The sequence below is a fragment of the Aminobacter sp. HY435 genome (assembly GCF_027568395.1).
In the GTDB taxonomy this organism is placed as follows: domain Bacteria; phylum Pseudomonadota; class Alphaproteobacteria; order Rhizobiales; family Rhizobiaceae; genus Aminobacter.
This window is the reverse complement of sequence record NZ_JANKZL010000012.1, coordinates 106,607-128,312: the sequence shown is the minus strand read 5'-3', so window position 1 is coordinate 128,312 and position 21,706 is coordinate 106,607. Positions and strand designations below refer to the sequence as shown.

The following is a 21,706-nucleotide window of genomic DNA, read 5'->3' as shown; positions in this document are numbered from 1 at the left end:
CCTGACGATCAGGCGATGCCGGGATGGACATCCGGACGAGCGCTGCCGTCAAAAATGGGGAACGTGTTCACATGAAATCAGTATTAGGACTTGGCGTTGCGGCGCTGCTTGCCGCGGCGCCCGCTTATGCGGCCAACCTTTCGGTCTGCATCGAGGGCTCTCCCGAGACCTTCAACCCCCAGCTGACCTCCAACGGCACAACCTCGTTCGTTCTCGGCCAGATCTATGACGGCCTGGTGTCGGTGACCGCCGGCACCTCGGAGATCAGGCCAAGCCTGGCCGAAAGCTGGAGCATCTCCGACGACGCCAGGACCTACACCTTCAAGCTGCGCCAAGGCGTCAAATGGCAGTCCGACGCCGGTTTCACGCCTACGCGCGAATTCAACGCCGACGACGTCGTCTTCACCTTTCAGCGCATGATCGACCCGGCGCATCCCTATGCAAAGGTCAGCGGCGGCACCTACGTCACCTTCAACACCAAGCTGGCTGACACGCTGGAAAGCGTGAAGAAGGTCGACGACCACACAGTGTCGTTCACGCTCAAGGCGCCGCTCGCGCCCTTCCTCGGCATCATGGCGCACCAGTCGCTGGCCATCACGTCGGCCGAATATGCCGATGCTCTCCTGAAGGCCGGAACGCCCGAACTGCTCGACCGCCAGCCGATCGGCACCGGCCCCTTCGCGCTGCAGGACTACCAGACCGACGCGGTGGTTCGCATGCGGCCCTTTGCCGACACCTGGGGTGCTGCCATCGGCGACGCCTCCCGCACGCCGAAGGTGGATTCCGTCATCATGGCAATCAGCGCCGACGCTTCGGTGCGGCTGCAGCGCGCCTTTGCCGGCGAATGCATGATCTCGCTATTCCCCAACCTCGCCGACCGCGAGGCGATCGAAAAGAGCGACGTGCTCGATCTCGTCTACACGCCGGTCGCTTCGACCGGTTTCATCACCTTCAACTTCAAGGAAGACAAGTTCCAGAACAAGAAGGTGCGCGAAGCACTTGCCCACGCCATCAACATGAAGCCGCTGGTCGACATCGTCTACGACGGCACTGGCAAGGTCACCGGCTCGCTCATTCCGCCGGCCCTGTGGGGACATGACGACCAGATCGGCGCCTACGACTACGATCCCGAGAAGGCGAAAGCGCTGCTGAAGGAAGCCGGCTATCCCGAGGGTTTCGAAACCCAGATCTGGGCGGTCCCCGTCTCGCGGCCATATATGCCGCACGGCCGCCGCGCCGCTGAACTGATCCAGTCCGACTGGGCTGCGATCGGCGTCAAGGCCGAGATCGTTTCCTACGAATGGAGCGAATACATCACCCGGGCCCGCGCAGGCGAGGCACAGGTCGGCATGTTCGGCGGCATCTACGATTTCCCCGATCCGAGCCAGATTCCCAACAACTACTTCACTTGCGATTCAAACGGCAAGCCAAGCCCGTCCAACATCGGTGCCTGGTGCAACCCCGAGTTCATCGCGATCATGAACAAGGCCGGCACCATCACTGACCAGGCCGAACGCGAGAAGCTCTACAAGCAGGCGCAGCAGGTGTTTCACGACGAGGTACCGGCCGTCATCCTCGGCGGCGCCGACAGCCTGACCGCTGTCAGCAAGAAGGTGAAGGGCTTCAACCAGGCGATTTTCGGAACGAGCCGGCTTTCCGGCGTCACGGTCGAAGAATAACGGGCCTAAGCGGGCTCGATCAAATCCGAGCTGGCGTGCCGGACGGTACGCCAGCTCCAACCAGGAAGAACTGAATGCGTGTCTTGATCATCGGCGCCGGAATCCTTGGCGCCAGCACAGCCTACCACCTCGCGCAGCAGGGGATCGACGTCGAGATCGTCGACGAAGAGCACCAGGGCAAGGCGACCATGGCGGGCGCCGGCATCGTCTGTCCGTGGGCCACCAAGGTCGAGGAGCCGGAATGGTATCGCCTGTATGCCGCCGGCGCGCGCTACTATGACGAACTGATCGAAGGACTGATGTCGCGCGGCGAGACGGCGCTTGGCTATGCCAAGGTCGGGGCATTGGTGGTCGCCGACGACAAGGCCGAGTTTGCCGCCGCAGAGGAGCGCATCCTGCGCCGCCTCAAGGATGCGCCCGAGGCTGGCGACATCCGCCGCCTGACGCCCGCCCAGGCACGCGAGATGTTTCCGCCGTTGCGCGACGACCTGGAAGCGATCTTCATTCCCGGCGGCTCGCGCGTCGACGCCCGCCTGCTGGCCGCAGCGATGGTCAGGGCGGCAGTGGCGATGGGCGCCACCTCGCGCAGCGACCACGTCACCTTGTCGATGCAGGACGGCCGCGCCATCTGCCACGACAGCAACGGCAAGCGCATCGAAGCCGACGAGATTGTCGTCACCGCGGGCGCATGGGCCTCGCAGATCCTGAACCCGCTGGGAATGGTTCATCCGGTCGCTCCGCAGAAGGGCCAGATCGTCCATCTGCGCTTGCCCGGTGTCGCCACCGCCAAGTGGCCGTCGCTGTTGCCGATGGGCAGCCACTACATGCTGGCCTTCGACGACTCCCGCGTTGTCATCGGCGCGACGCGCGAGGACAATTCCGGCTTCGACTACCGCGTCACGGCGGCGGGCGAGCTCGAAGTGCTTGCCGCCGGTCTCGCCATCGCGCCGGGCCTCGCCAGCGCGACCCATATCGAGACCCGTATCGGCTTCCGTCCGGCTGGCCCCAATTACAGGCCAATCCTTGGCCGCGCCCCGAATATGCAAGGCTTGCTCATCGGCAACGGCCTGGGCGCCGCCGGCCTGACGATCGGCCCCTTCGCCGGCAGGTGCCTCGCCGATCTGGTCACCGGCAAGCCGACCGAACTACCCCTCACCAGCTACGCGCCGAACGCGTAGGGACGCCATTCCTGGCGAACTGCCAAGCCGCTCTGGTCAGCGGTCTGGCGCCGCCGTGACCAAGGTGGCGCGGCGCTTCTTCATTCAGAAAGGACGATTTCATGATCAAACGTCACCGCAAGCACCGCATCATGCACGGCGCGGTCGAGCACAATGGCGTGCTCTATCTCGGCGGCCACGCGGCATCTGATATCTCGCTGGGGATGAAGGAACAGACGCAGCAGGTCTGCGCCAAGCTCGACGACCTCCTCGCCGAACTCGGCTCGGACAAGACCAGGATCCTCTCGGCGCGCATCTATCTCAGCGACATGACGCGCAAGGAAGAGATGAACGAGGCGTGGCTCGAGTGGATCGACGGCGACGACCTGCCCTCGCGCGCCACCATCGGCGGCGCCGACCTCGGCGACCCCAAGCGGCTGATCGAAGTCGTGGTCATCGCGGCCAAGGCGTGATCGATCCTGCCGTTGTCGGACGACGGCAGCGGCAGCAACCCATCGCAGGACAGTTGGAAGGCCGGCCCTCATGAGCAACAACCGCATCGACGACCGCTACGCGACCTCAGAAAAATACGCCACGCTGCGCGGCATCCACAACGATGCCCAACGTCATCTCTCCGAGGTCGACTGGAACTATTTGTGGTGCGGGACCGGCGACGAGGTCACGCTTCGCGACAACACGGCCGCCTTCGACAGGCGTCGCTTCGCCACCTCGCTGTTTTCGGGCATCAGCAATCCCGACACGCGCACCAGCGTGCTGGGTTTCGACCTGAGCTTTCCGGCGTTCGTCGCGCCTTTTGGCGGGGGTGAGGCAGTGTTCCATCCCGAGGGCCATCTCGCCATCGCACGCGCCGCCGAAGCCGTCGGCATCCAGCAGATGGTGCCGGTCGCGGCTGCGCATTCCCTCGAGGAGATCGCCGCGGTTTCGTCCGTTGCCTCCACGTTCCAGATGACCTTCGTCGGTGACGAGGGCGCGGTTGTCGAAATGATGGAGCGCGCCAAAGCCGCCGGCTACAAATACATCTGCGTCAGCTATTCGCCGATCCGCCAATGGCGCGAACGCATGATGGAGGACCGCTTCACGGTGCGCGGCGAGACCGGCCCCTCCAATTTCGGTCCCGGTAAATCCGACCCGGCCGGCCTTACGGAGTTGCTCGACTTCACCCAACCGCGATGGAACTGGCAGCAGGCCGCGAGCGCGATCGCCAAGGCTCCGTTGCCGTGCATCGTCAAGGGCATCGGCAGCGTCCGCGACGCCAAGGCAGCGCTCGACGCGGGCGCGGCCGCCCTTTACGTTTCCAACTATGGCGCCCGCACCATCGACCGCGTGCCGGCGGCGCTCGACGTACTGCCCGCCGTCCGCGACGCCGTCGGCGCCGATGTTCCGATCATCTTCGATTCAGGCATTCGGCGCGGCAGCGACATCGCCACGGCAATAGCCCTCGGGGCCAACGCCGTCGCGCTGGGCCGCCTGATTGCGCTCGGCCTGGCCGCCGACGGCGAATATGGCGTGCGCCGGACGCTCGAGCTTCTGAAGCGAGAGTTCTGGACGACGCTGGGCCATCTCGGATGCTCCTCGGTCAAGGAACTGACCAGGGACTCGATCCTGTAGGCTCACCTGAAGCCGAGGTCTGGCCGCCGTCCGCCCCTGCACGCTACTTCCCGAACTGGAAATATCCAAGCGCGACGGCCGCCCGCTGCGCCTCGGCCTCGGTGCGTATCCGGGGAAACAGGTCGATCGCCAGCTCTGGATCCTTGATGTCGGCTGACCGCAGTCCGCCGTCGCTCGCCAGCGCCACGATGAGATGAGGTTCCGGCGCTATCGCTTCCTGGTCGCTGAGCGGAAAGAGCTTCATGCTGAACGTCGCATTCGAACCCGAACGCTTCAGCAGGTTGGCAAAGTTGTAGACGACGCCGTCCTTGCCGATCAGCAGCAGGTTGATGTCGCGGCCACCCGCCCCGGTTAGCGTGCCCTGAAGCGAGTCCCCTACCTTCAACTGGTTCTTGTTCAGCTGCAGGGTCAGCCCATTGACGTCGGGGCGCATGGCGTCAAGGAAATCCGCCACCGGGCATTGGTCCCGCTCGATGATGTGAGGGGTCAGCGCCAGCTTGCCGGCGAATGAACTGGAAAAGTCGCGCGCCAGCTTGTCCATCGGCGCCTTTGACGTGGCAAAGCCGTCGACGGCGGGGTTGACCGCCGAGGGATCCTTCACCGCGGCGTAGAAGCAGGGACCGCCGTCAAACGACTTGAACCACGCTGCCGCGCTGGCAGGCACAGGTTTGGTTTCAACCGCGACCTGCTTGACGGGCGCGGAAGGTCTGGCCGTTTCGGGCTCTATCGGCGGCGGCAGCTTGTTGTCGCCAGGTGCGGCGGTCGGCCTGTTTTCTGCCTGCGGCTGCGGTGCCGGCGCATCGCCCTTGACCTTGCCATTCGCCGTCTGTTCGAGCACCGGCGTGTCCGTCGTGCCAGGTGGGACCGCCGCGCCGCCAGGCCACAAGCCATCCAGAAGGCCGGCAAGATAGGCGCCTCCCGCCACAACTGCGGCGACCAGCAAAAGCCCGCCGATCAGCCCGGTCCTGCCGCGACGCGGAGCAGCGAACGCCGCCGGACTTGGCTGCGGCGCGGGCGCCGGCCTGGCCGGCTTGGGCGCGTTGCGCCAGGGTGCGTCGCGCGGCAACAGCGACTCCGGCGGCGGCGGTTGTGGCTTTCCCGGCGTCGTCCCGCTGGATGTGCGCCAGCTCGGCTCCGGCGCACGAGCAACCGGTTCGTGATCTGCAGCGACCGCAACCGTACCCGGCTTGGTTCCGCCGCCGGTTTGCCTGAGCCATTCGACGATCTCGTCGGCGCTTTGCGGTCGGTCTGCTGGATCGGGCTGCAGCATCGCCTCCAGCAGCGGCAACAGCTCGGGATCCACACCTGCCAGATCCGGCACCGTTCGCCGCTTCTCGATGACCTCGACGGGCGAGCCGCCCATGTCGAGCTGCTTGCCGCGCAGCGCGGCCGCCAGCACCAGGCCCAGCGAATAGATGTCGGAACGCTCGGTCACCTCGCCGCCGAACAGGCCGAGCTGCTCCGGTGAGACGAAGCTGTACTTGCCGGCGAAACTGCCGCCCAGCAGCGTGCCGCCGCCGACATTGGCCGAACGCGCGATGCCGAAGTCGATGATCTTGGTCTTTTCGACACTGCCGCCGGGCAGGACGATGTTGTCGGGCGACAGGTCCCGATGGATGACACCCGCCTCATGCGCAAGCGCAAGTCCCGAAGCCACCCGCGCCAGCATCTTGCGGGCGTCTCGCGTGTTGAGTGCCCCCTGGCGCATGCGCTCGGCCAGCGACTGGCCGTCGACGAACTCCATGGCGAGGTACGGCCGGCCGATCGTCGGGTCGATGGTGAAGACGTGGTAGCGCACGATGGCGTCGTGCGACAGGTGGTTGAGGATCGACGCTTCCTTGCGGAACAGCGCCAGGATCCCCTGGTCGCGGGCGAGCTCGCGCAGCACCACCTTGATGGCCACCGGATCGCCGGTCTGGATGTTGTGGCCGCGATAGACCTCGCCCATCCCGCCGGTGGCAATGTGCTCGTCGATTTCGTAGATGCCGTTGAGCTGCGTCCCCTGGCGGACGCCGGTGTCGGGTGCGATGCGGGTCTTGTCGTCCGACGTCATGGCCGGCGCGTCCCGTCAGTGCATGCGTTGGCAACGTCCATCGCTCACGCCTCGCCAGCGGCTCCAGACCCCGAAGCGGCAGCTAGGCCTTCGGGGCTAGATCACCGTCGGAACGAGCTTCGCCGTTGACAGCCGGATTGGCAAGTAGGATGCTGACGTTACGTAAGAATGCAAGCCGTGCATAGCCGTGTAAAGTCTGCGATCTCGCAAGGGGAGCAGCCAAGTGGTGTGCGAGCGTTGCCTGCCCCATAGTATGTATCGCGTGTTTCGGACGGCGAACATGCTGGCGGTTTGCGGCCTGGCGTTGCTTCTTCTCCTCACCGCCTCATTTGCCGCCGAGCGCGTCACCGGACGCCGCGCCGCACTGGTTATTGGCAACTCCACCTACGAGCATCTCGCAACCCTGCCGAACGCCGTCAATGACGCCGACCGCGTCCGCGAGGTGCTTGAGCGCGCCAATTTCGAGGTCACGCTCGGCCGCGACCTCGACAAGAAGGGCCTGGAGGAAACCGTCCTCGGCTTCCTGCGCACGCTCAACGACGGCGATGTGGCGCTGTTCTACTACAGCGGGCACGCAGTGCAGGTCGGCGGCAACAACTACATGCTGCCGGTCGACGCCAGCATGGCCTCGTCCTACGACCTTGAGGTCGAGGCCTACAGCATGTCGAGCCTGCTCGAATACATGCGCGAGACGTCGTCCCTGCAGATCGCCATCCTTGATGCCTGCCGCGATAATCCCTTCGCCAACAATGCCTATTTCGTCGGCCAGAAGAAGCTCGCGGTCGAAGGCAAGAAAGGGCTCGCCTCGGTCACGCCGCAGGATGGCACGCTGATCGTCTACTCGACCGCCCCCGACCAGGTGGCGCTCGACGGCAACAACGGCATGAGCCCGTTCACCGGCGCCTTCACCGACTACGCGCTGAAGCCGAATGTCGAGATCCGCAAGCTGCTCGGCGACATCCGCGCAGAAGTGATCAAGCGCACCGACGGCCGCCAGACGCCATGGGACGCTTCCAGCCTGACCTCGTCCTTCTTCTTCGTCACGCGCCAGAACCTGCTGATCATCGAGGACATGCGCGAGGTGCGCGTGCCGCCGAGGATGGAGGCGGTTGCCCTGCGCATCTCGCCGCCGATCACCAGCGGCGACACGCCGCTCAGCGTCAGCTTCACCAAGCTGCCCGATGCCGGCACCCTGTGGCTCGGCGACAGGCAGATCAACCTCGACAGCAAGATTGCCGCTGACGAGGTGTCGGCGGTGATGATGAAGCCGACAGGCGACATGAAGGACGAGGAGATTCGCTACGCCGTGACGACCGAGGGCGGCCGCACCGCGAGCGGCATCGTCAAGGTCGTCATCGACGCCAGCGCCCCCGCCCCGAAGACGGTGAAGCCCTCGTTGACCATCGCGCAAGGCGAGGTCGACGAACAGGCGCCGAAGCCGATCCTGGTTGCCATGGCGTCCGACGTCGGCACCGGTTTCTCGCCGATGCCGCAGGAGATCGTCCGCTCGACCAGCGCGCCCAAGGGCTGGCTGAAGCTCGAGAGCCGCGACCCGCAGACCCAGGTCGCGGTCGGCGACCAGGTGGTCTCGGAAGGCGACCTCATCAAGGCCGAGGACATCGGCAAACTGCGCATCCGGCCTTCGCTGAAAGTCGTTGCCGACAGCGGCATGCCGGAACTGAAGCCGATCGCCGAAGCGCTCAAGCCGCAGCAATCGGCGACCTCGACCGGCGCGACCGCGACAACCACCCCGGCGCCTGCACCCAAGGCCGAGCCGGTCGCACCCGTGCGCACCGTCGTGCTGGTGCCGGCGGTCAAGACCAGGACACCCGCGCCGATCACCATCAACGTCGCCGTCTCGGTCAACGAGTGCGATACGCTCGCCGCCGAGCCGCTCGACGTGCAGGCGGTCGCCGACGGCAAGCTGCCCAACGACATCGACGTGCCGAAGGCGCTCACCGCCTGCAAGGCCGCCGTCGACCAGCACCCTGATGTCGCCCGTTTCAAATACCAGTATGCCCGCGCGCTCTATGCCGACGGCGAGTTCGACGCCGCGCTGCAAGAACTCAACGAAGCCAGCGACGCCGGCCATGTGCGGGCAAGCTATCTGCTGGGGCGGCTCTACCAGTTCGGCGCCGCGGTGAAGCGCGACCCGGCCAAGGCGATCCCGCTGTTCGAAGCCGGCGCCAAGCGCGGCGATCCCTATTCGCAATATGCGCTCGGCAAGGCGTTGGTGAATGGAACAGGGGCCGATGCAGACGTAGGGCGTGGGATGGGGCTCGCAGAACGCGCCGCCGAATCTGGGCACACTTATGCAATGAACCTGCTGGGCACCGAGTACTATCTGGGACGCCATGTGAAGAAGGACTTCGGCCGGGCGCTCAAGTTCTTCCAGGAGTCCGCAAATCGGCAAGACGTCTATGGGATGGTGAATCTTGGCGTTCTGTATCGAGACGGCGCGGGCGTAGACAAGGATCTGGCCCGAGCTACCGAGTTGTTCGAAAAGGCAAGAGGCAAGGGCCACCCTTATGCAGGTCGGCTACTCGGGTTCATGGCCGTCCAGACCGGCAACGCAAACACTGACACACTGCTGAGTTGGTATCGCGAAAGTGCCGAACGCGGTGATGCCTGGGGCGCCTACTTCGCCGCGGAACTGCTTCAGGACAATCCATCCCTGCAAGCTGACGACGGGGAGGTCGTGCGACTTCTGGCATTGTCCGCTTCGCAGGACACTAGGGAAGTGTCACCGAAAGCCAAGGCGGCCCTCGCTAAGATCGACGCGGTTAGCGTCGGCAAGGAAGTGCAACTGGCACTCCAGCGGGCGGGCCAAGACGTTGGTGAGGTCGACGGCAAGCTGGGCAGCCGGACGCGCGATGCCGCCAATGCCGTCCTCGGCACGGACGCGCCGCGCGAACCGCGCGAGTTGCTCATCGGCCTGCTGCACAAGGAATGGATCGATTCTCGACCTCGACTGGACATGCTGGGCTCATAAGGGGAGACGTCAATGCGTTCGCATACTCTCAGGCTACTGCTGGTCAGCGTCCTTCTGCCGCTCGCAGGGTGCGGCTCGCTGCAGAAGGTGGAAGAGCAGGTCGTCCAGCCCGTTCAGGTCAAGAAGGCGCCGGCAAAAAAGACCCCGGCCGCTCCACGCAAGAAGGTCGTTGCTCCAGTGGCCGCCAAGCCCGTTGTCCACACGCCGAGCGGCGACGACAGCGGCGGCGGTGGCGGTGGAGGAAGTGGTGGCGGCGGGGGCGATCCCGGCGGTTGGTAGGTCCGACCTCACCCTCACCCAAATTCGTAGGTGAACCCCTCGCCTGACGCGCCGACCGTGACGCGCGTCAGCTTCTGACCGTCGAGCGCGCGGTTGAGCACGCCACGGCTCAGTTCCGGCAGCAAGGTGTTGGTCAGGATCGCGTCGATCATGCGGCCGCCGGATTCGATCTCGGTGCAGCGCGCCTTGATCAGTTCCATCACGCCGTCGCCGATCACCAGTTCCGCGCCATGGCTGGCGGCGAGCCGGCGCGCGATCTTTGCGAATTGATGGCGGGTGATCGCCTCGATCATGTCGCCCGACAGCGGATAATAGGGGATCGTCACCACCCGCCCCAGAAACGCGGCGGGGAAGACCTTGAGCAGCGGCGCCCGGAGTGCGGTGTCGAGATCCTCGACCTTCTCGCGCAGCTCGCCGTTCCTGGTCTTCTGCATGATCATCTCGGAGCCGACATTGGAGGTGAGCAGGATCAGTGAATTCTTGAAGTCGATGCGCCGCCCTTCGCTGTCGTCCATCATGCCTTTGTCGAACACCTGGAAGAATATCTCGTGCACGTCGGGATGCGCCTTCTCGACCTCGTCGAGCAGGATCACCGAATAGGGCCGGCGCCTGACGGCCTCGGTCAGGATGCCGCCCTTGCCGTAGCCGACATAGCCGGGGGGCGCGCCCTTGAGCGTGGAGACCGTGTGCGCCTCCTGGAACTCCGACATGTTGATCGAGATCAGGTTCTGCTCGCCGCCATAGAGCATCTCGGCCAGCGCCAGCGCCGTCTCGGTCTTGCCGACGCCCGAGGGGCCGCAGAGCAGGAACACGCCGACCGGTTTTTCCGGCGCGCCCAGCCCGGCGCGGCTGGTCTGCACGCGCTTGGCAATCATCTCCATGGCGTGGTCCTGGCCAACGACGCGCTCGGCCAGCGTCTGCGCTAGGCGAAGCGCCTTCTCGGTTTGGCTCGACAGCATGCGGCCTGTGGGAATGCCGGTCCAGTCCTGAACGACAGCCGCAACGGCGTTGCGGTCGACCGACAAAAGGACCAGCGGCGCCTCTCCCTGCGCCTCAGCAAGCTGGGACGAGAGTTCCTTCAGGCGGGCAAGGTCGGCGGCAGCGTCGGATGAAGCAGAAGCGCCTTCAGGAACGTCACCCGCACCCCGGGATTCCTGCGCCTGCCCGGCACGGTCGTCAGCGGCCGTCGTGTCCGACGCGGCGGCTTCGAGAACCATCTGGCCATCGCCTTCGGGCTGGTCTGCAACGCCGACACCGGACGCCGCCGGCCCCGCTTCCTCTCCCCCTTGTGGGGAGGGGTTAGGGCTGGGGGTACTTTCCGAGGCGCTTGCATCCACCGGATCAAGCGCCACCCCCTGCCCGCGCAACCTGGCGCGAAGTTCCAGGATTTCGGCGGCCAATGCCTTTTCCGAGTCCCAGCGCGCCTGCGCCTCCGTCAGTGCCGTCTCGGTCTCGGCCAGTCCTGCCTCCACCCTCGCCTTCCGTTCATCGACATCGATGCCGATGGCCGCCTCGCGGCCGATGATGCCCTGTTCGACCTCCAGCGCCTGCTTGCGCCGCATCAGGTCTTCCACCGCTCCCGGACGCGCATGCTGCGAGACAGCGACCCGCGCGCAGGCCGTGTCGAGCAGGCTGACTGCCTTGTCGGGCAGCTGGCGCGCGGGGATGTAGCGGTGCGACAGCTTCACCGCCGTCTCGATGGCCTCGTCGAGGATCTGCACCTGGTGGTGCTTCTCCAGAACGCCGGCCACGCCGCGCAGCATCAGTATGGCTGCTGCCTCGTCCGGCTCGTCGATCTTGACCACCTGGAAACGGCGGGTCAGCGCAGGATCCTTCTCGATGTGCTGCTTGTATTCCGCCCAGGTGGTGGCGGCGATGGTGCGCAGCTCGCCGCGCGCCAGCGCCGGCTTGAGCAGGTTGGCGGCGTCGCCCGTGCCGGCCGCACCGCCCGCGCCGATCAGCGTATGCGCCTCGTCGATGAACAGGATGATCGGCACCTCGGAGGACTGCACCTCGTCGATCACCGCCTTCAGCCGCTTCTCGAACTCGCCCTTGACGCTCGCCCCCGCCTGCATCAACCCGACATCGAGCATGCGCACGCTGACGCCCTTCAGCATCGGCGGCACGTCGTCCTCGGCGATGCGCAACGCAAAGCCCTCGACCACCGCCGTCTTGCCAACGCCGGCCTCGCCGGTGAGGATCGGGTTGTTCTGCCGCCTTCGCATCAGGATGTCGACGATCTGGCGGATTTCCGGATCGCGGCCGACTACGGCGTCGATCTTGCCGTCGCGCGCGCGCTGGGTCAGGTCGGTGGCATATTTCGCCAGCGCCGAGTCTCCGCCCGCTCCGGCGCGGCGCGACGTATCCGTGACCTCAGCTGCCGCCGCCGGCTCGGACGTCTCGATCGATCCTTCCATCACCTCGCCGAAACGGCCGATCACCGTGTCGGCGTCGATCTTGTCGAACTCGGAACTGATCTTCGACACCAGCCCCTCGAGCACTGGCGTCTTCAGGCAGGCGAGGATGACGTGCGCGCTGCGCACCTCCTCGGTGCCGAATTCCAGCGTCGCCAGGCTCCACGCCTCCTGGATGGCGTGGAAGATGTGGTCGGAAAACTCCTCGATGGAGGTCGCCCCATAGGGCAGCTTGTCGACCGCCCTGGTCATGTCGGCGGCGATGCGCGCGGCATCGACGCCGGCATCGCGCAGGATCATCTGCACGTCGGAGCGATCCGACAGCACGAGCTGCTCGATGAAGTGAACCAGTTCGACATAGGGATTGCCGCGCAGCTTGGCCGTATCCGCCGCAGCCTTGAAGGCGCGCAGGCAGGTCGGGTTCAGCTTGCCGACGAGTTCCTTGCGCTTGAAGCCCTGCGATGCCCTGCGCTGCTGCATGCCCCTTGCTTCCATGGGACTGCTCCAATGGCCGGACTGCCTGCTCATAAGGTGCCACACGTCAGGCAATTTTACAAAGCGTTGCCGGCTCCTGGGGACCGGCGGGTAGAACCCGGACAATTGTCGCGAACGCAGTCATCAACACTTAAGGCTAGACGCGCGCAACTTTGAGCATGGTGGGAAGTGTGCTAAACCTAGAGCGAGTGGAAATACCGACGACTTCCAACCTTCGAGTACTGGCGTGGGGGGATGCGTGGTTGACCTTTCTCTCTGGCTTGGCCCGCTGGACGGTGCGAACCCGTCGGGAGAGGATTTGCGCAACGATCCCCGCTTCCACGAGCTGGAACGGCTGATCGACCCGCCCGACGAAGTCATCCACGACGACAACAACAAACCTACGAGCGAAGTCGCCGTCGCGGTGGACTGGCAGGCCGTGTTGCGCAAGGCCGAGGAGCTGCGACCGGCAGGCCGCGATTTGCGCCTGCTCATCATCGTCACGCGCGCGCTGACCAACGAACAGGGGCTGGCAGGCCTTACCGAAGGGTTGACGCTGATGGCGCAGACCTTTGACCAGCATTGGGAAACGATGCACCCCGCCCTGCGCCCGGCGTCGACGCCGCGCGACATGGCGCTGCGGCGCATCAACACGCTGCTCGACCTGCAGAACGCCAATACCGGTCTCTTGGGCAACCTGCGCCGGATGAAGTTTCTCACCCCGCGCGGCTTCGCGCCGATAAGTGGGCGGGACCTGGAGCAGGGGGCGCTCGACGACCGCCTGATGCTGCAGGAGGCAGCGCAGGGATTGAGCAATTCCGAGCGCTCGGCCTTGTCCGTCGCCCACGAGCAATTGCTCGCCCGGTTGCGCGGCGGCCTTGCGGCGCAGATCGACCAGCAGCCCGATGTGGTGGCGGCGCTGACGACGGACCTGCGCGGCGCAATCGCGGCACTCGATACCCTGGACAAGACTTTCAATGCGCGGATCGAAACATCAGGACCGGCAGTGCCCGTCCTTTCGCGGTTCCTCGAACGGATGCTGAGCACCATGCAGCGAGGCACCCGAACCGCGCCGGCCGCAGAACCGGCGGCTGCCTCGCCGGTTGTGCCGGCCCCGGCCGTCAATGGCCATGACCGCACCCATGCGCCCGCGCCCCAGGCGGCGGCCACACTGCCCGACCGGATCAATTCGCGCGACGACGTGGTCAAGTGCCTCGACCTCGTCATCGCCTTCTACGACCGCACCGAACCCTCCAGCCCGATCCCCCATCTCGCGCGCCGCGTCCGCCGCATGGTGCCGATGGATTTCGTCGAGCTGATGGAAGACCTCGCCCCCTCCGGGTTGAAGGAGTTCCGGCTTCTGGCCGGGGTTCCCGAAACGAAGAAGACGCCCCAGAAGGATGAAAGGTAAGCAGGCATGCCAGCTGAAAGCAAAGCTAAGGTCATCGAGCGCAATCGGGCACCGCGCGTGCAGATCGCCTATGATGTGGAGACCTACGGCAGTCCGACCACCATCGAGCTGCCTTTCGTCATGGGCGTGATGGCCGATCTCTCGGGCGCGTCGCAGACCAGGGAAGCCATGAAGTCGGTTCAAGACCGCAGCTTCGTCGACACCGACGCGAACCGGTTCCCGAAATTCATGGAAGCACTCGGGCCGCGGGTGAAGGCGCGGATCAAGAGCACGTTGCCAAGAGCCGAAGGACAGGAGGGTGAGGAAGAACTCGCCGTCGACCTTACCTTCGCCAGCATGGGCGATTTCGCGCCCGACAAGGTCGCCGAGCAGGTGCCGCAGTTGGCCGAGATCCTCAGGATGCGGCGCCAGCTCGTCGAGCTCCTCGGCTTCATGGACGGCCGGGTGGATGCCGAAAAGCGCATCGCCCAGCTACTGAACAACGAGCCGCTGCTCGGGCAGATCGCCGGCCAGGCCCTGTCCGGTGACGACAAGGCGGAGGGCTGAGCCATGGCCGAGCAACAAAAGAGCACCACGGTAGCCGAGGCCGAAGCCATCGATCTTGGCGAGTTTGGCGAACTCCTCGAAAAGGACTTCAAGGTCAAGAAGGACGACAGCGAGAAGCTGCAGCAGTTGGTCCGCAACCTTGCGCTCGCCGCCAAGTCTCGTTCCGACACGACGACGATCTCGTCCAACGCGATCAAGTCGATCAAGTCTCTCATCGCCGGCATCGACAAGGTGCTGACGAGCCAGGTGAACGAAATCCTGCATGCGCCCGAGGTGCGCGAGATGGAGGGCACCTGGCGCGGCCTCTGGTATCTCGTCAACAACACCGAGACCGACCAGAAACTGAAGATCCGGGTGATGAACATCTCCAAGGAGCAACTGGCCGACACGCTCGAGGATTTCGAGGGCCAGATGTGGGACCAGAGCCCCATCTTCAAGAAGGTCTATACGGACGAGTATTCAATGTTCGGCGGTGAACCCTTCGGCTGCCTCATCGGCGCCTACGAGTTCTCCAACCATCCGCGTGACGTCAGCCTCCTGCGCAACATCTCCGGCATCTGCGCCTCGGCGCACACGCCGTTCATCGCCGCCGCCTCGCCACGGCTGTTCCGCATGGACAGCTGGCAGGAGTTGCCCAATCCGCAGGACCTGCAGCAGATCGTGTCGAACCCGGCCTACGCGTCGTGGCAGTCGCTGCGCGAAAGCGAGGACGCGCGCTACATCGGCCTCGCCATGCCGCGCGTGCTGGCACGCCTGCCCTATGGCGCGGAGACGGTCCCGGTGAAGGGCTTTGCCTTTGAAGAGGAAGTGCAGGGCGACCATCACAAATATGTCTGGATGAACGCCGCCTTCCCGATGGGCGTCAACATCAACCGCAGCCACAAGCTGTTCGGCTGGGGCACGCAGATCCGTGGTGTCGAGAACGGCGGTTCGGTGATCAACCTGCCTGTTCACAACTTCCCGACCGACGACGGCACCGTCTCGATGAAATGCCCGACAGAAGTCGCCATCGACGACCGGCGCGAGGCGGAACTTGCCAAGCTCGGGCTGATGCCGATCCTGCACCGCAAGAACACCGACGTCGCCGCCTTCATCGGTGCCCATTCTTTGCAGGACGACGAAACACGGGCGGGACGGCTGGTCGATCCCGACGCCCAGTCCAACGAACGGCTGAGCGCCAACCTGCCCTATTTGTTCCCGGTCTCGCGCTTCGCGCACTACCTCAAGGCGATCGCCCGCGACAAGATCGGCTCGTTCAAGGAGCGGTCCGACATGCAGGTCTGGCTGACCGAGTGGATCAACCGCTACGTGCTGGCCAACCCCGCCTTCGCCGACGACAAGGCGCGCGCCAAGCGTCCTCTCGCAGCTGCCGAAGTCCAGGTGGATAGCGTCGAGGGCCGCCCCGGCTACTACAACGCCCGCTTCTACCTGCGGCCGCATTACCAACTGGAAGGAATAAACGCCTCGCTTCGGCTCGTGTCGGAGCTGCCTTCGGTCAAATCCTGATTTTGTCCTTGAGCCACGGAGAGCGAAATGCCTGATACCAGAACCAAGATCGACGGTTTCCTGAAGGTTCCCGACATTCCCGGCCCGAGCGTGCGCGACGGGCATGAGGAAGAGATCGAGGTCCATGGCGTCGACTACACCATGGTTGCACCGCACGATCCGAACTCGCTGTCGCGGCGCGGCCGCGTCGCACTCGGCATGATCGAGTTCACCAAGCACTACGACATGGCCTCGCCCTACCTGCAGAAGGCGTTGTTCGAAAACACGCTGATGGACGAGGTGGTGTTTTCCTGCCGGCGCACGATCGAAGGCGAGACCAGCGACTATCTGGTGGTGACGCTGAGCGATGCCTCGGTGGTGACCTATCACATGCATCCGAGCGAGGACGAACCTGACGTCATCGAGGACAGGGTGGCGTTCGCCTACAAGACCATCAAGTTCAATTACGACGACAAGCATGAGGTCGAGATGGATGTCCATATCGGCAAGTGAACCTCATGCACGACGCAATGCCGCGGCCACGGGCGGCAGCCCGCGAGCCAAGCGCGAGGCGGTCCAGCCGTCGCTCTGGGACCGCTTGGTCAATGACATACCTGGGCTCGCCTCCGAGATAGGCGAGCTGCAACGGGCATTTCAGGATGAGCTGGGGACGGAGCGTCTGGACGCGCTCGTCAGCGGTGGCCGGCGCGTGATCGATTCCGACCCGGATCTGAACTCAGAGCAGAAGAGCAGGCTCAATCGCCTCGTCGAACAGAACCTCCGCCGCGCCGAACTCGAGAGTCGCGGCGTGGTGGTGTCTGCACGCGTCCTGCGCGAGGCCGTGCGGCGCGACATCGAGGCGCTGTTCAACACCGAGCGCTTCGAGTCCTCGCCCCTGCTCTCCGACCTCGAACTCGACCATGTCTCCACGGGCCCGCCGGCCCTCGATGACTTCCCCGAGGTCCGGCGCAGCGTCGTCAACTATGGCGTACCTTCATTTTCTGGCCGCTCATCCCGCGACTTCGACCGCGACGTGTTGGCCCGCGAAATCCGCGCCGTGCTTGCCACTTTCGAGCCCCGCCTGAAGGAGAGCGCCACCAAGGTGACGGTCAATCTCGGCGACAAGACCGGCCTGAAGATCGAGATCGACGGCGTGCTGATCATGACGCCGACACCCGAACGGCTACGGCTGCGCACGACGATAAATCTCGACAACGGCGTCGCCCGCACGGACCTCAAGGACGGCTGAGCATGGATAGGGTCTTCCTGGAATATTACGAGGAGGAACTGACCCACATACGCAGCCTTGCGGCCGAATTCGCCGACATGCACCCGGCGGTTGCCCGCAACCTGTCGCTCGATACCGTTCCCTGCCCCGATCCCTATGTTGAACGCCTGCTCGACGGCGTCGCTTATCTCGCCGCGCGCACGCGGCTGAAGGTTGACGCCGAGCGCTCGCGCTTCGCGCGCAGCATCCTCGAAGTCCTTTACCCAGACCTGCTGACGCCAGCGCCAGCAACCACCATGGCCGTGCTGAAACCCGGCCAGCAGGTGCAGACCATGAATACGGGCCACGTCGTTGCCAGGGGTACGCGGCTGGTGTCCAGCCTGCAACCCGGCCTGTCCACGCGCCTCACCTTCACGACCGTCCAGGACGTAACCCTTTGGCCGATCGAAATCTCCTCCGTCGGCTATTTCCAGGATCGGAGCGCGTTGGCCACGGCCGGCATCGCGCCCGTCACCGGCATGGCAGGCGAGGCGGCATTCAGGATTACGCTCAAGCGCACCGGCAAGGGAAAGCTGTCCGAACTGTCCCTGGACGGGCTCGATCTGCATCTTGCCGGGCGCACCAAGGCGCCCGTGCTCTTCGACACCATCTTCGGCGTCTGCTCGGGTATTGCCGCTCGTCCGGAGAGCAAGACCGGAAAACTCTCGCCCCTGCCACAGCCAGAGATGGCCGGCATAGCCGACGCCGAAGCCCTGCTGCCGCGCACCCGCCCGACCTTCGAGGGCTACAGGCTGCTGCGCGAATACTTCATCATGCCGGAGCGCTTCCACTATGCTCGCGTGCGCGGCCTTGCGCCGGTCGTGAAGAGCTGCGAGGCAGGCCTCGAAATCATCTTCCTGCTGCGCCGCCCGGTTTCGGAACTCGCCGACCTGTCTCCTGCCGATATCGAGCTGTTCGCCACACCACTGGTCAACCTGTTCGAACGCGAATGCAACGTCATCGAACTGGACAACAGGCGAACCCGCCAGGTGCTCCACGCCGACCGCACCCGTCCGCGCGACTTCGAGATCTTTCGCGTGACACGGGTCGAGGACGCCGAGGCCGACGGTCCCGACGCCGAAATACCGGCCCTCTTCAGCCTCGGCCAGAACCGTGGCAATGGCTGGGTCTATTCGACCGAGCGGCGCCCGCGCCGCGCCACCGAGGACGAGCGGCGCGAAGGCATCACCCGCACCTCCTACTCCGGCGACGACGTCTTCATCGCCGTCTCGCGCCCAGTCGACTCCGAGACGGCGCGGCCTCTTCGCCGCATCGAAATCACCGCGCTTTGCACGAACCGCGACCTGTCCATTCTTGACGACACCCCGTCGCTGACACTTGAAAGCGGCGATCCGGTCGAAGCGGTCAGGCTTCTTGGTGTACTCAGGACACCGCAGCCTTCCATCCCCGCGACCCTTCCCGCCGGCACCGATGGCGAGTCCCGCGCCGACGATCTCGCCTGGCGGTTGGTGGCCCAGTTGTCGCTGAATTTCCTCAGCCTTGCCCAGGAAGGCCGAGGATCGGACCCTCTGCATGCGCTCCTCGACCTCTACGCCGATCGCGGCGATCCGGGGCTGGCACGGCATGTCCGCTCGGTCGTCAGGGTAGAATCCCGCCCGGTCGTCGAGCGCCTTGCGATCCCGGGGCCGATTTGTTTCGGCCGCGGCATCGAAGTCCTTCTTCACGTCGACCAGTCGGTCCTGTCGGGCCAGAGCAGCCTGCTTCTGAGCGCGCTCCTGTCTCGTCTCTTTGCCCGTCACGCGGGGATCAACGGCTTCGTTCGCACGCGCACGCGCCTGCTTCAGAGACAGGAGGAGGTGCTATGGCCAATGACGCCCGGCAATCGCTTCCTGATCTAGCGGCCCCGGTCTCCGAGGCCTATGACTTCTTCGAGTTGCTGCGCCGGCTCGAGAGGCAGGACAGGCTGTTGTTCGGCCATTCCGGGCGACCGGAGCGGGAGCCCGCCAGGCTCGGCCAGCATATCCGTCTCGGCTTCGCGACGCAGGACGTCGTCTCCTTCCATGCTGCGTCCGAAAGCGCGCCGGCGCGCGTGACGGTTGCCAACATCGGCTTGCTGGGACCTGAGGGACCGCTGCCGCTGCACATCACCCGCTGGGTGCTGGATCGTCTGTCGCAGCGGTGGTTCGCAGGCGCGGACGCACATGAGACGCGCGACACCACCTTCGTCGACTTCGTAAACATCCTGCAGCACCGGTTGATCGCACTGTTCTATCGGGCCTGGGCCGACGCGCATCCCGGCGTCCAGGTCGAGCGATCTGCCGGCGGGCGCGTGGTTTCGATGCTCGGCGCCATGGCCGGCATCGGCCTTCCGGGAACAACGAGTTCCGGCGAACCGGGCATGGACACGGTCAAGCTGCGCCAGGCCGCGGCGTTGGCCAGCCAGCTAGACGGACCCGAGCGCCTGACCCTGTTCGTCGCGGAGGCCTTCAAGGTGCCGGTCCGCCTCAAGGAGTTCGTGGCGGCGTGGCTGGCTGTACCGGCAGCGCTGCAGTCCCGCCTCGGTCAAGCCTATGCGAGCCTCGGCAACGGCGCCGCAATCGGACCGAGGACCTTCAGCCGCCAGGGCCGGATCGAGTTGCGCATAGGGCCGCTCGACATCGAGACATACCTGGCGTTCCTGCCCGGCAGCCGGAAGCTCGCCTTGTTGAAGCACGCCATCCGCGACCTTATCGGCGAAGGTCTCGACGTCGACCTCAGGCTTGTGCTCGCACGACAGGACGTACCCGCCGCGCGCCTCGGCTCCGCCCGGCTCGGCCGAACGGCGTGGCTTGCGCCTCCCGAGGAAAGGGACGATGCTGAGGACATGCGCCTTCGGACAATTGTCGGTTGGCGTCCCGAACTGGCGGGAGTCGGGGCATGAGCTTGCTTCTCACGCTTGAGCAGGGACCACGCGCACAAGCCGTGCGCCAGGCCCGGCTGGATACGGGTGAACTGGTGATCGGTCGCAGTCCGGAAGCGGACTGGCAGATCGACGATCCCGACATGTTCGTCTCGCGGGCCCACTGCCGGATAAGCTCCCGTCCGGGCGGCTATATCATCACGGACACATCGAGCAGCGGCCTGTTCATCGACGGTGCCGGCAGTCCCCTCGGGGCGGGCAACTCGGCCGAGTTGCACGACGGCATGCGCCTCAGGCTGGGAGACTATGTGGTCGGCGTCGAGTTGCCTGAAAGTGCTGCGTCGGTGTCAGTACTGCCATCGGCGTCGCGCGCGCCTGTCAGCATCGGCAGCGACGATTTCTTCGCAACGAAATCGGAGGAGGAGCCGCAGCGCCCGCGCCCTGCCGACCTGCCAAGCCCCTTCGAGCAACCCGACACGGGAGCCTTCCGGGCCTACGAACGCAGCGATGGACGGCAAAGCTCCCCGGCTTTCGACGACCCCTTCAGCCTCGACCCCGTCGCAACGCCTTCGCCGACCAGCATCGCCGAGCCCGAGGCAATGGCAACGGCAGCATTCAACGACCCATTCGGCCTGGGGTCACCCGAACCTGTCGGGCAAGCCCCCGTAGAGCCGCCTCGCCAGCACATCACTTTCGACGACGAACCGGCGCTGCGAGCACCACCATCTCCACCTTCGCCCGCGCCGACCTTCAAACCGGAGCCGGCCAGCGAGAGGCGCCCGCGCCCATGGGAACGGCCTGTCCGCCACGCCGAAAGTCCGTCTTCCCCACCGCAAGGGCAACCCCCACCAAAGCCGGTTGCACCACCCCGCAACCCGTCGCCGTCGGACGAGGCCCTGCGCGCCGCCTTCCTGCGCGGCGTTGGCCTCGACGACGCCTCGGCATCGAGCCGCGACCCGATTGCCGAGATGGAGAAATTCGGCCGCGAGTACCGGCTGATGATGGACGGCCTGATGCAGCTGTTGCGCAAACGGGCCGAGGAAAAGGGCAACGCCCGCATCGAGCAGACCGTGGTCGGCTCCTCCGAGGTCAATCCGCTCAAGTTCCTGCCCACCGTCGATGACGTGCTGGGCACGATCATGGCCGAGCGCAGCCCGGGCTTCCTGGCCGGCGAGCCAGCCATCAAGGACGCCATTCGCGACCTTGCCCATCACCATATCCGTGCCTGGCGCGGCTTGCAGGGCGCGCTGCGGCGCATGATCGACCGGTTCGATCCCGCTGCGCTCGAAGCCGAGCTCAAGTCGAGTTCCTCGTTCGAGACGCTGCTGGCTGGCGGCCGCAGCGCCAAGCTCTGGGACATCTACAAGAAACGCCACCGCGAGATCGCCCAGAGCGCTGAGACGCGTTTCATGGGCGAGATCGGCGCTGATTTCCGCAACGCCTACGAAGAGGAGTGACGC

Annotated in this window: 16 protein-coding genes; 14 read left to right on the top strand and 2 right to left on the bottom strand. The window is 65.4% G+C overall.

Going from position 1 to position 21,706, the window contains the following annotated elements; translation table 11 throughout:
• Window positions 1–71 precede the first annotated feature (71 nt).
• The 4 genes from PCJ21_RS18415 (at window position 72) to PCJ21_RS18400 (ending at window position 4,465) form a co-directional block, all read left to right on the top strand.
• Entirely contained in the window at window positions 72–1,679 is a 1,608-nt protein-coding gene (locus PCJ21_RS18415; RefSeq protein WP_269932882.1) for an ABC transporter substrate-binding protein, read from the top strand.
• 74 nt (window positions 1,680–1,753) lie between these two features.
• Complete coding sequence (locus tag PCJ21_RS18410; RefSeq protein ID WP_269932881.1) at window positions 1,754–2,857, top strand: NAD(P)/FAD-dependent oxidoreductase; 1,104 nt, start codon at window positions 1,754–1,756, stop codon at window positions 2,855–2,857.
• A 101-nt stretch (window positions 2,858–2,958) separates the two neighbouring features.
• On the top strand, window positions 2,959–3,309 hold the full coding sequence (locus PCJ21_RS18405) for a RidA family protein (RefSeq protein WP_269932880.1): 351 nt from the start codon (window positions 2,959–2,961) through the stop codon (window positions 3,307–3,309).
• A gap of 70 nt (window positions 3,310–3,379) precedes the next feature.
• Window positions 3,380–4,465 carry an alpha-hydroxy acid oxidase gene (locus tag PCJ21_RS18400; protein WP_269932879.1) on the top strand — a complete coding sequence of 362 codons (1,086 nt, stop codon included), beginning with the start codon at window positions 3,380–3,382 and terminating at the stop codon, window positions 4,463–4,465.
• 43 nt (window positions 4,466–4,508) lie between these two features.
• Here PCJ21_RS18400 and PCJ21_RS18395 read toward each other — a convergent pair whose 3' ends face one another.
• A complete protein-coding gene (locus tag PCJ21_RS18395; protein WP_269932878.1) occupies window positions 4,509–6,518 on the bottom strand; it encodes a serine/threonine-protein kinase in 2,010 nt (669 codons plus the stop codon).
• A 280-nt stretch (window positions 6,519–6,798) separates the two neighbouring features.
• Here PCJ21_RS18395 and PCJ21_RS18390 point away from each other — a divergent pair, with 280 nt between their 5' ends.
• Both PCJ21_RS18390 and PCJ21_RS18385 read left to right on the top strand, forming a co-directional pair.
• The gene (locus PCJ21_RS18390) at window positions 6,799–9,510 is read left to right on the top strand and encodes a caspase family protein (protein WP_269932877.1); all 2,712 of its coding nucleotides are present in this window, start codon (window positions 6,799–6,801) and stop codon (window positions 9,508–9,510) included.
• A gap of 12 nt (window positions 9,511–9,522) precedes the next feature.
• Complete coding sequence (locus PCJ21_RS18385; protein WP_269932876.1) at window positions 9,523–9,789, top strand: hypothetical protein; 267 nt, start codon at window positions 9,523–9,525, stop codon at window positions 9,787–9,789.
• 14 nt (window positions 9,790–9,803) lie between these two features.
• Here the strand turns inward: PCJ21_RS18385 and PCJ21_RS18380 are convergent, their stop codons facing one another.
• Window positions 9,804–12,683, bottom strand: coding sequence for a type VI secretion system ATPase TssH (locus PCJ21_RS18380; RefSeq protein WP_269932975.1), 2,880 nt, complete (start codon window positions 12,681–12,683; stop codon window positions 9,804–9,806).
• 253 nt (window positions 12,684–12,936) lie between these two features.
• Here PCJ21_RS18380 and tssA point away from each other — a divergent pair, with 253 nt between their 5' ends.
• The 8 genes from tssA to tagH are packed head-to-tail and all read left to right on the top strand — an operon-like array spanning window position 12,937 to window position 21,703.
• Window positions 12,937–14,088: a type VI secretion system protein TssA gene (gene tssA, locus PCJ21_RS18375; RefSeq protein ID WP_269932875.1), complete on the top strand. Its 1,152-nt coding sequence runs from the start codon at window positions 12,937–12,939 to the stop codon at window positions 14,086–14,088.
• A gap of 6 nt (window positions 14,089–14,094) precedes the next feature.
• Entirely contained in the window at window positions 14,095–14,634 is a 540-nt protein-coding gene (gene tssB, locus PCJ21_RS18370) for a type VI secretion system contractile sheath small subunit (protein ID WP_269932874.1), read from the top strand.
• A gap of 3 nt (window positions 14,635–14,637) precedes the next feature.
• Window positions 14,638–16,140 (top strand): type VI secretion system contractile sheath large subunit, encoded by a 1,503-nt coding sequence (tssC, locus tag PCJ21_RS18365; protein WP_269932873.1) that lies wholly within the window; start codon window positions 14,638–14,640, stop codon window positions 16,138–16,140.
• Between the two features lie 27 nt (window positions 16,141–16,167).
• Window positions 16,168–16,632, top strand: coding sequence for an Hcp family type VI secretion system effector (locus PCJ21_RS18360; protein WP_269932872.1), 465 nt, complete (start codon window positions 16,168–16,170; stop codon window positions 16,630–16,632).
• Window positions 16,619–17,368 (top strand): type VI secretion system baseplate subunit TssE, encoded by a 750-nt coding sequence (gene tssE / locus PCJ21_RS18355; protein ID WP_442866042.1) that lies wholly within the window; start codon window positions 16,619–16,621, stop codon window positions 17,366–17,368. The genes PCJ21_RS18360 and tssE overlap by 14 nt, the downstream gene beginning before the upstream one ends.
• 2 nt (window positions 17,369–17,370) lie before the next feature.
• Window positions 17,371–19,245, top strand: coding sequence for a type VI secretion system baseplate subunit TssF (gene tssF / locus PCJ21_RS18350; protein ID WP_269932870.1), 1,875 nt, complete (start codon window positions 17,371–17,373; stop codon window positions 19,243–19,245).
• Entirely contained in the window at window positions 19,209–20,267 is a 1,059-nt protein-coding gene (tssG, locus tag PCJ21_RS18345) for a type VI secretion system baseplate subunit TssG (RefSeq protein WP_269932869.1), read from the top strand. Before tssF ends, tssG begins: the two co-directional genes overlap by 37 nt.
• Window positions 20,264–21,703, top strand: coding sequence for a type VI secretion system-associated FHA domain protein TagH (gene tagH / locus PCJ21_RS18340; protein WP_269932868.1), 1,440 nt, complete (start codon window positions 20,264–20,266; stop codon window positions 21,701–21,703). The genes tssG and tagH overlap by 4 nt, the downstream gene beginning before the upstream one ends.
• Window positions 21,704–21,706 lie beyond the last annotated feature (3 nt).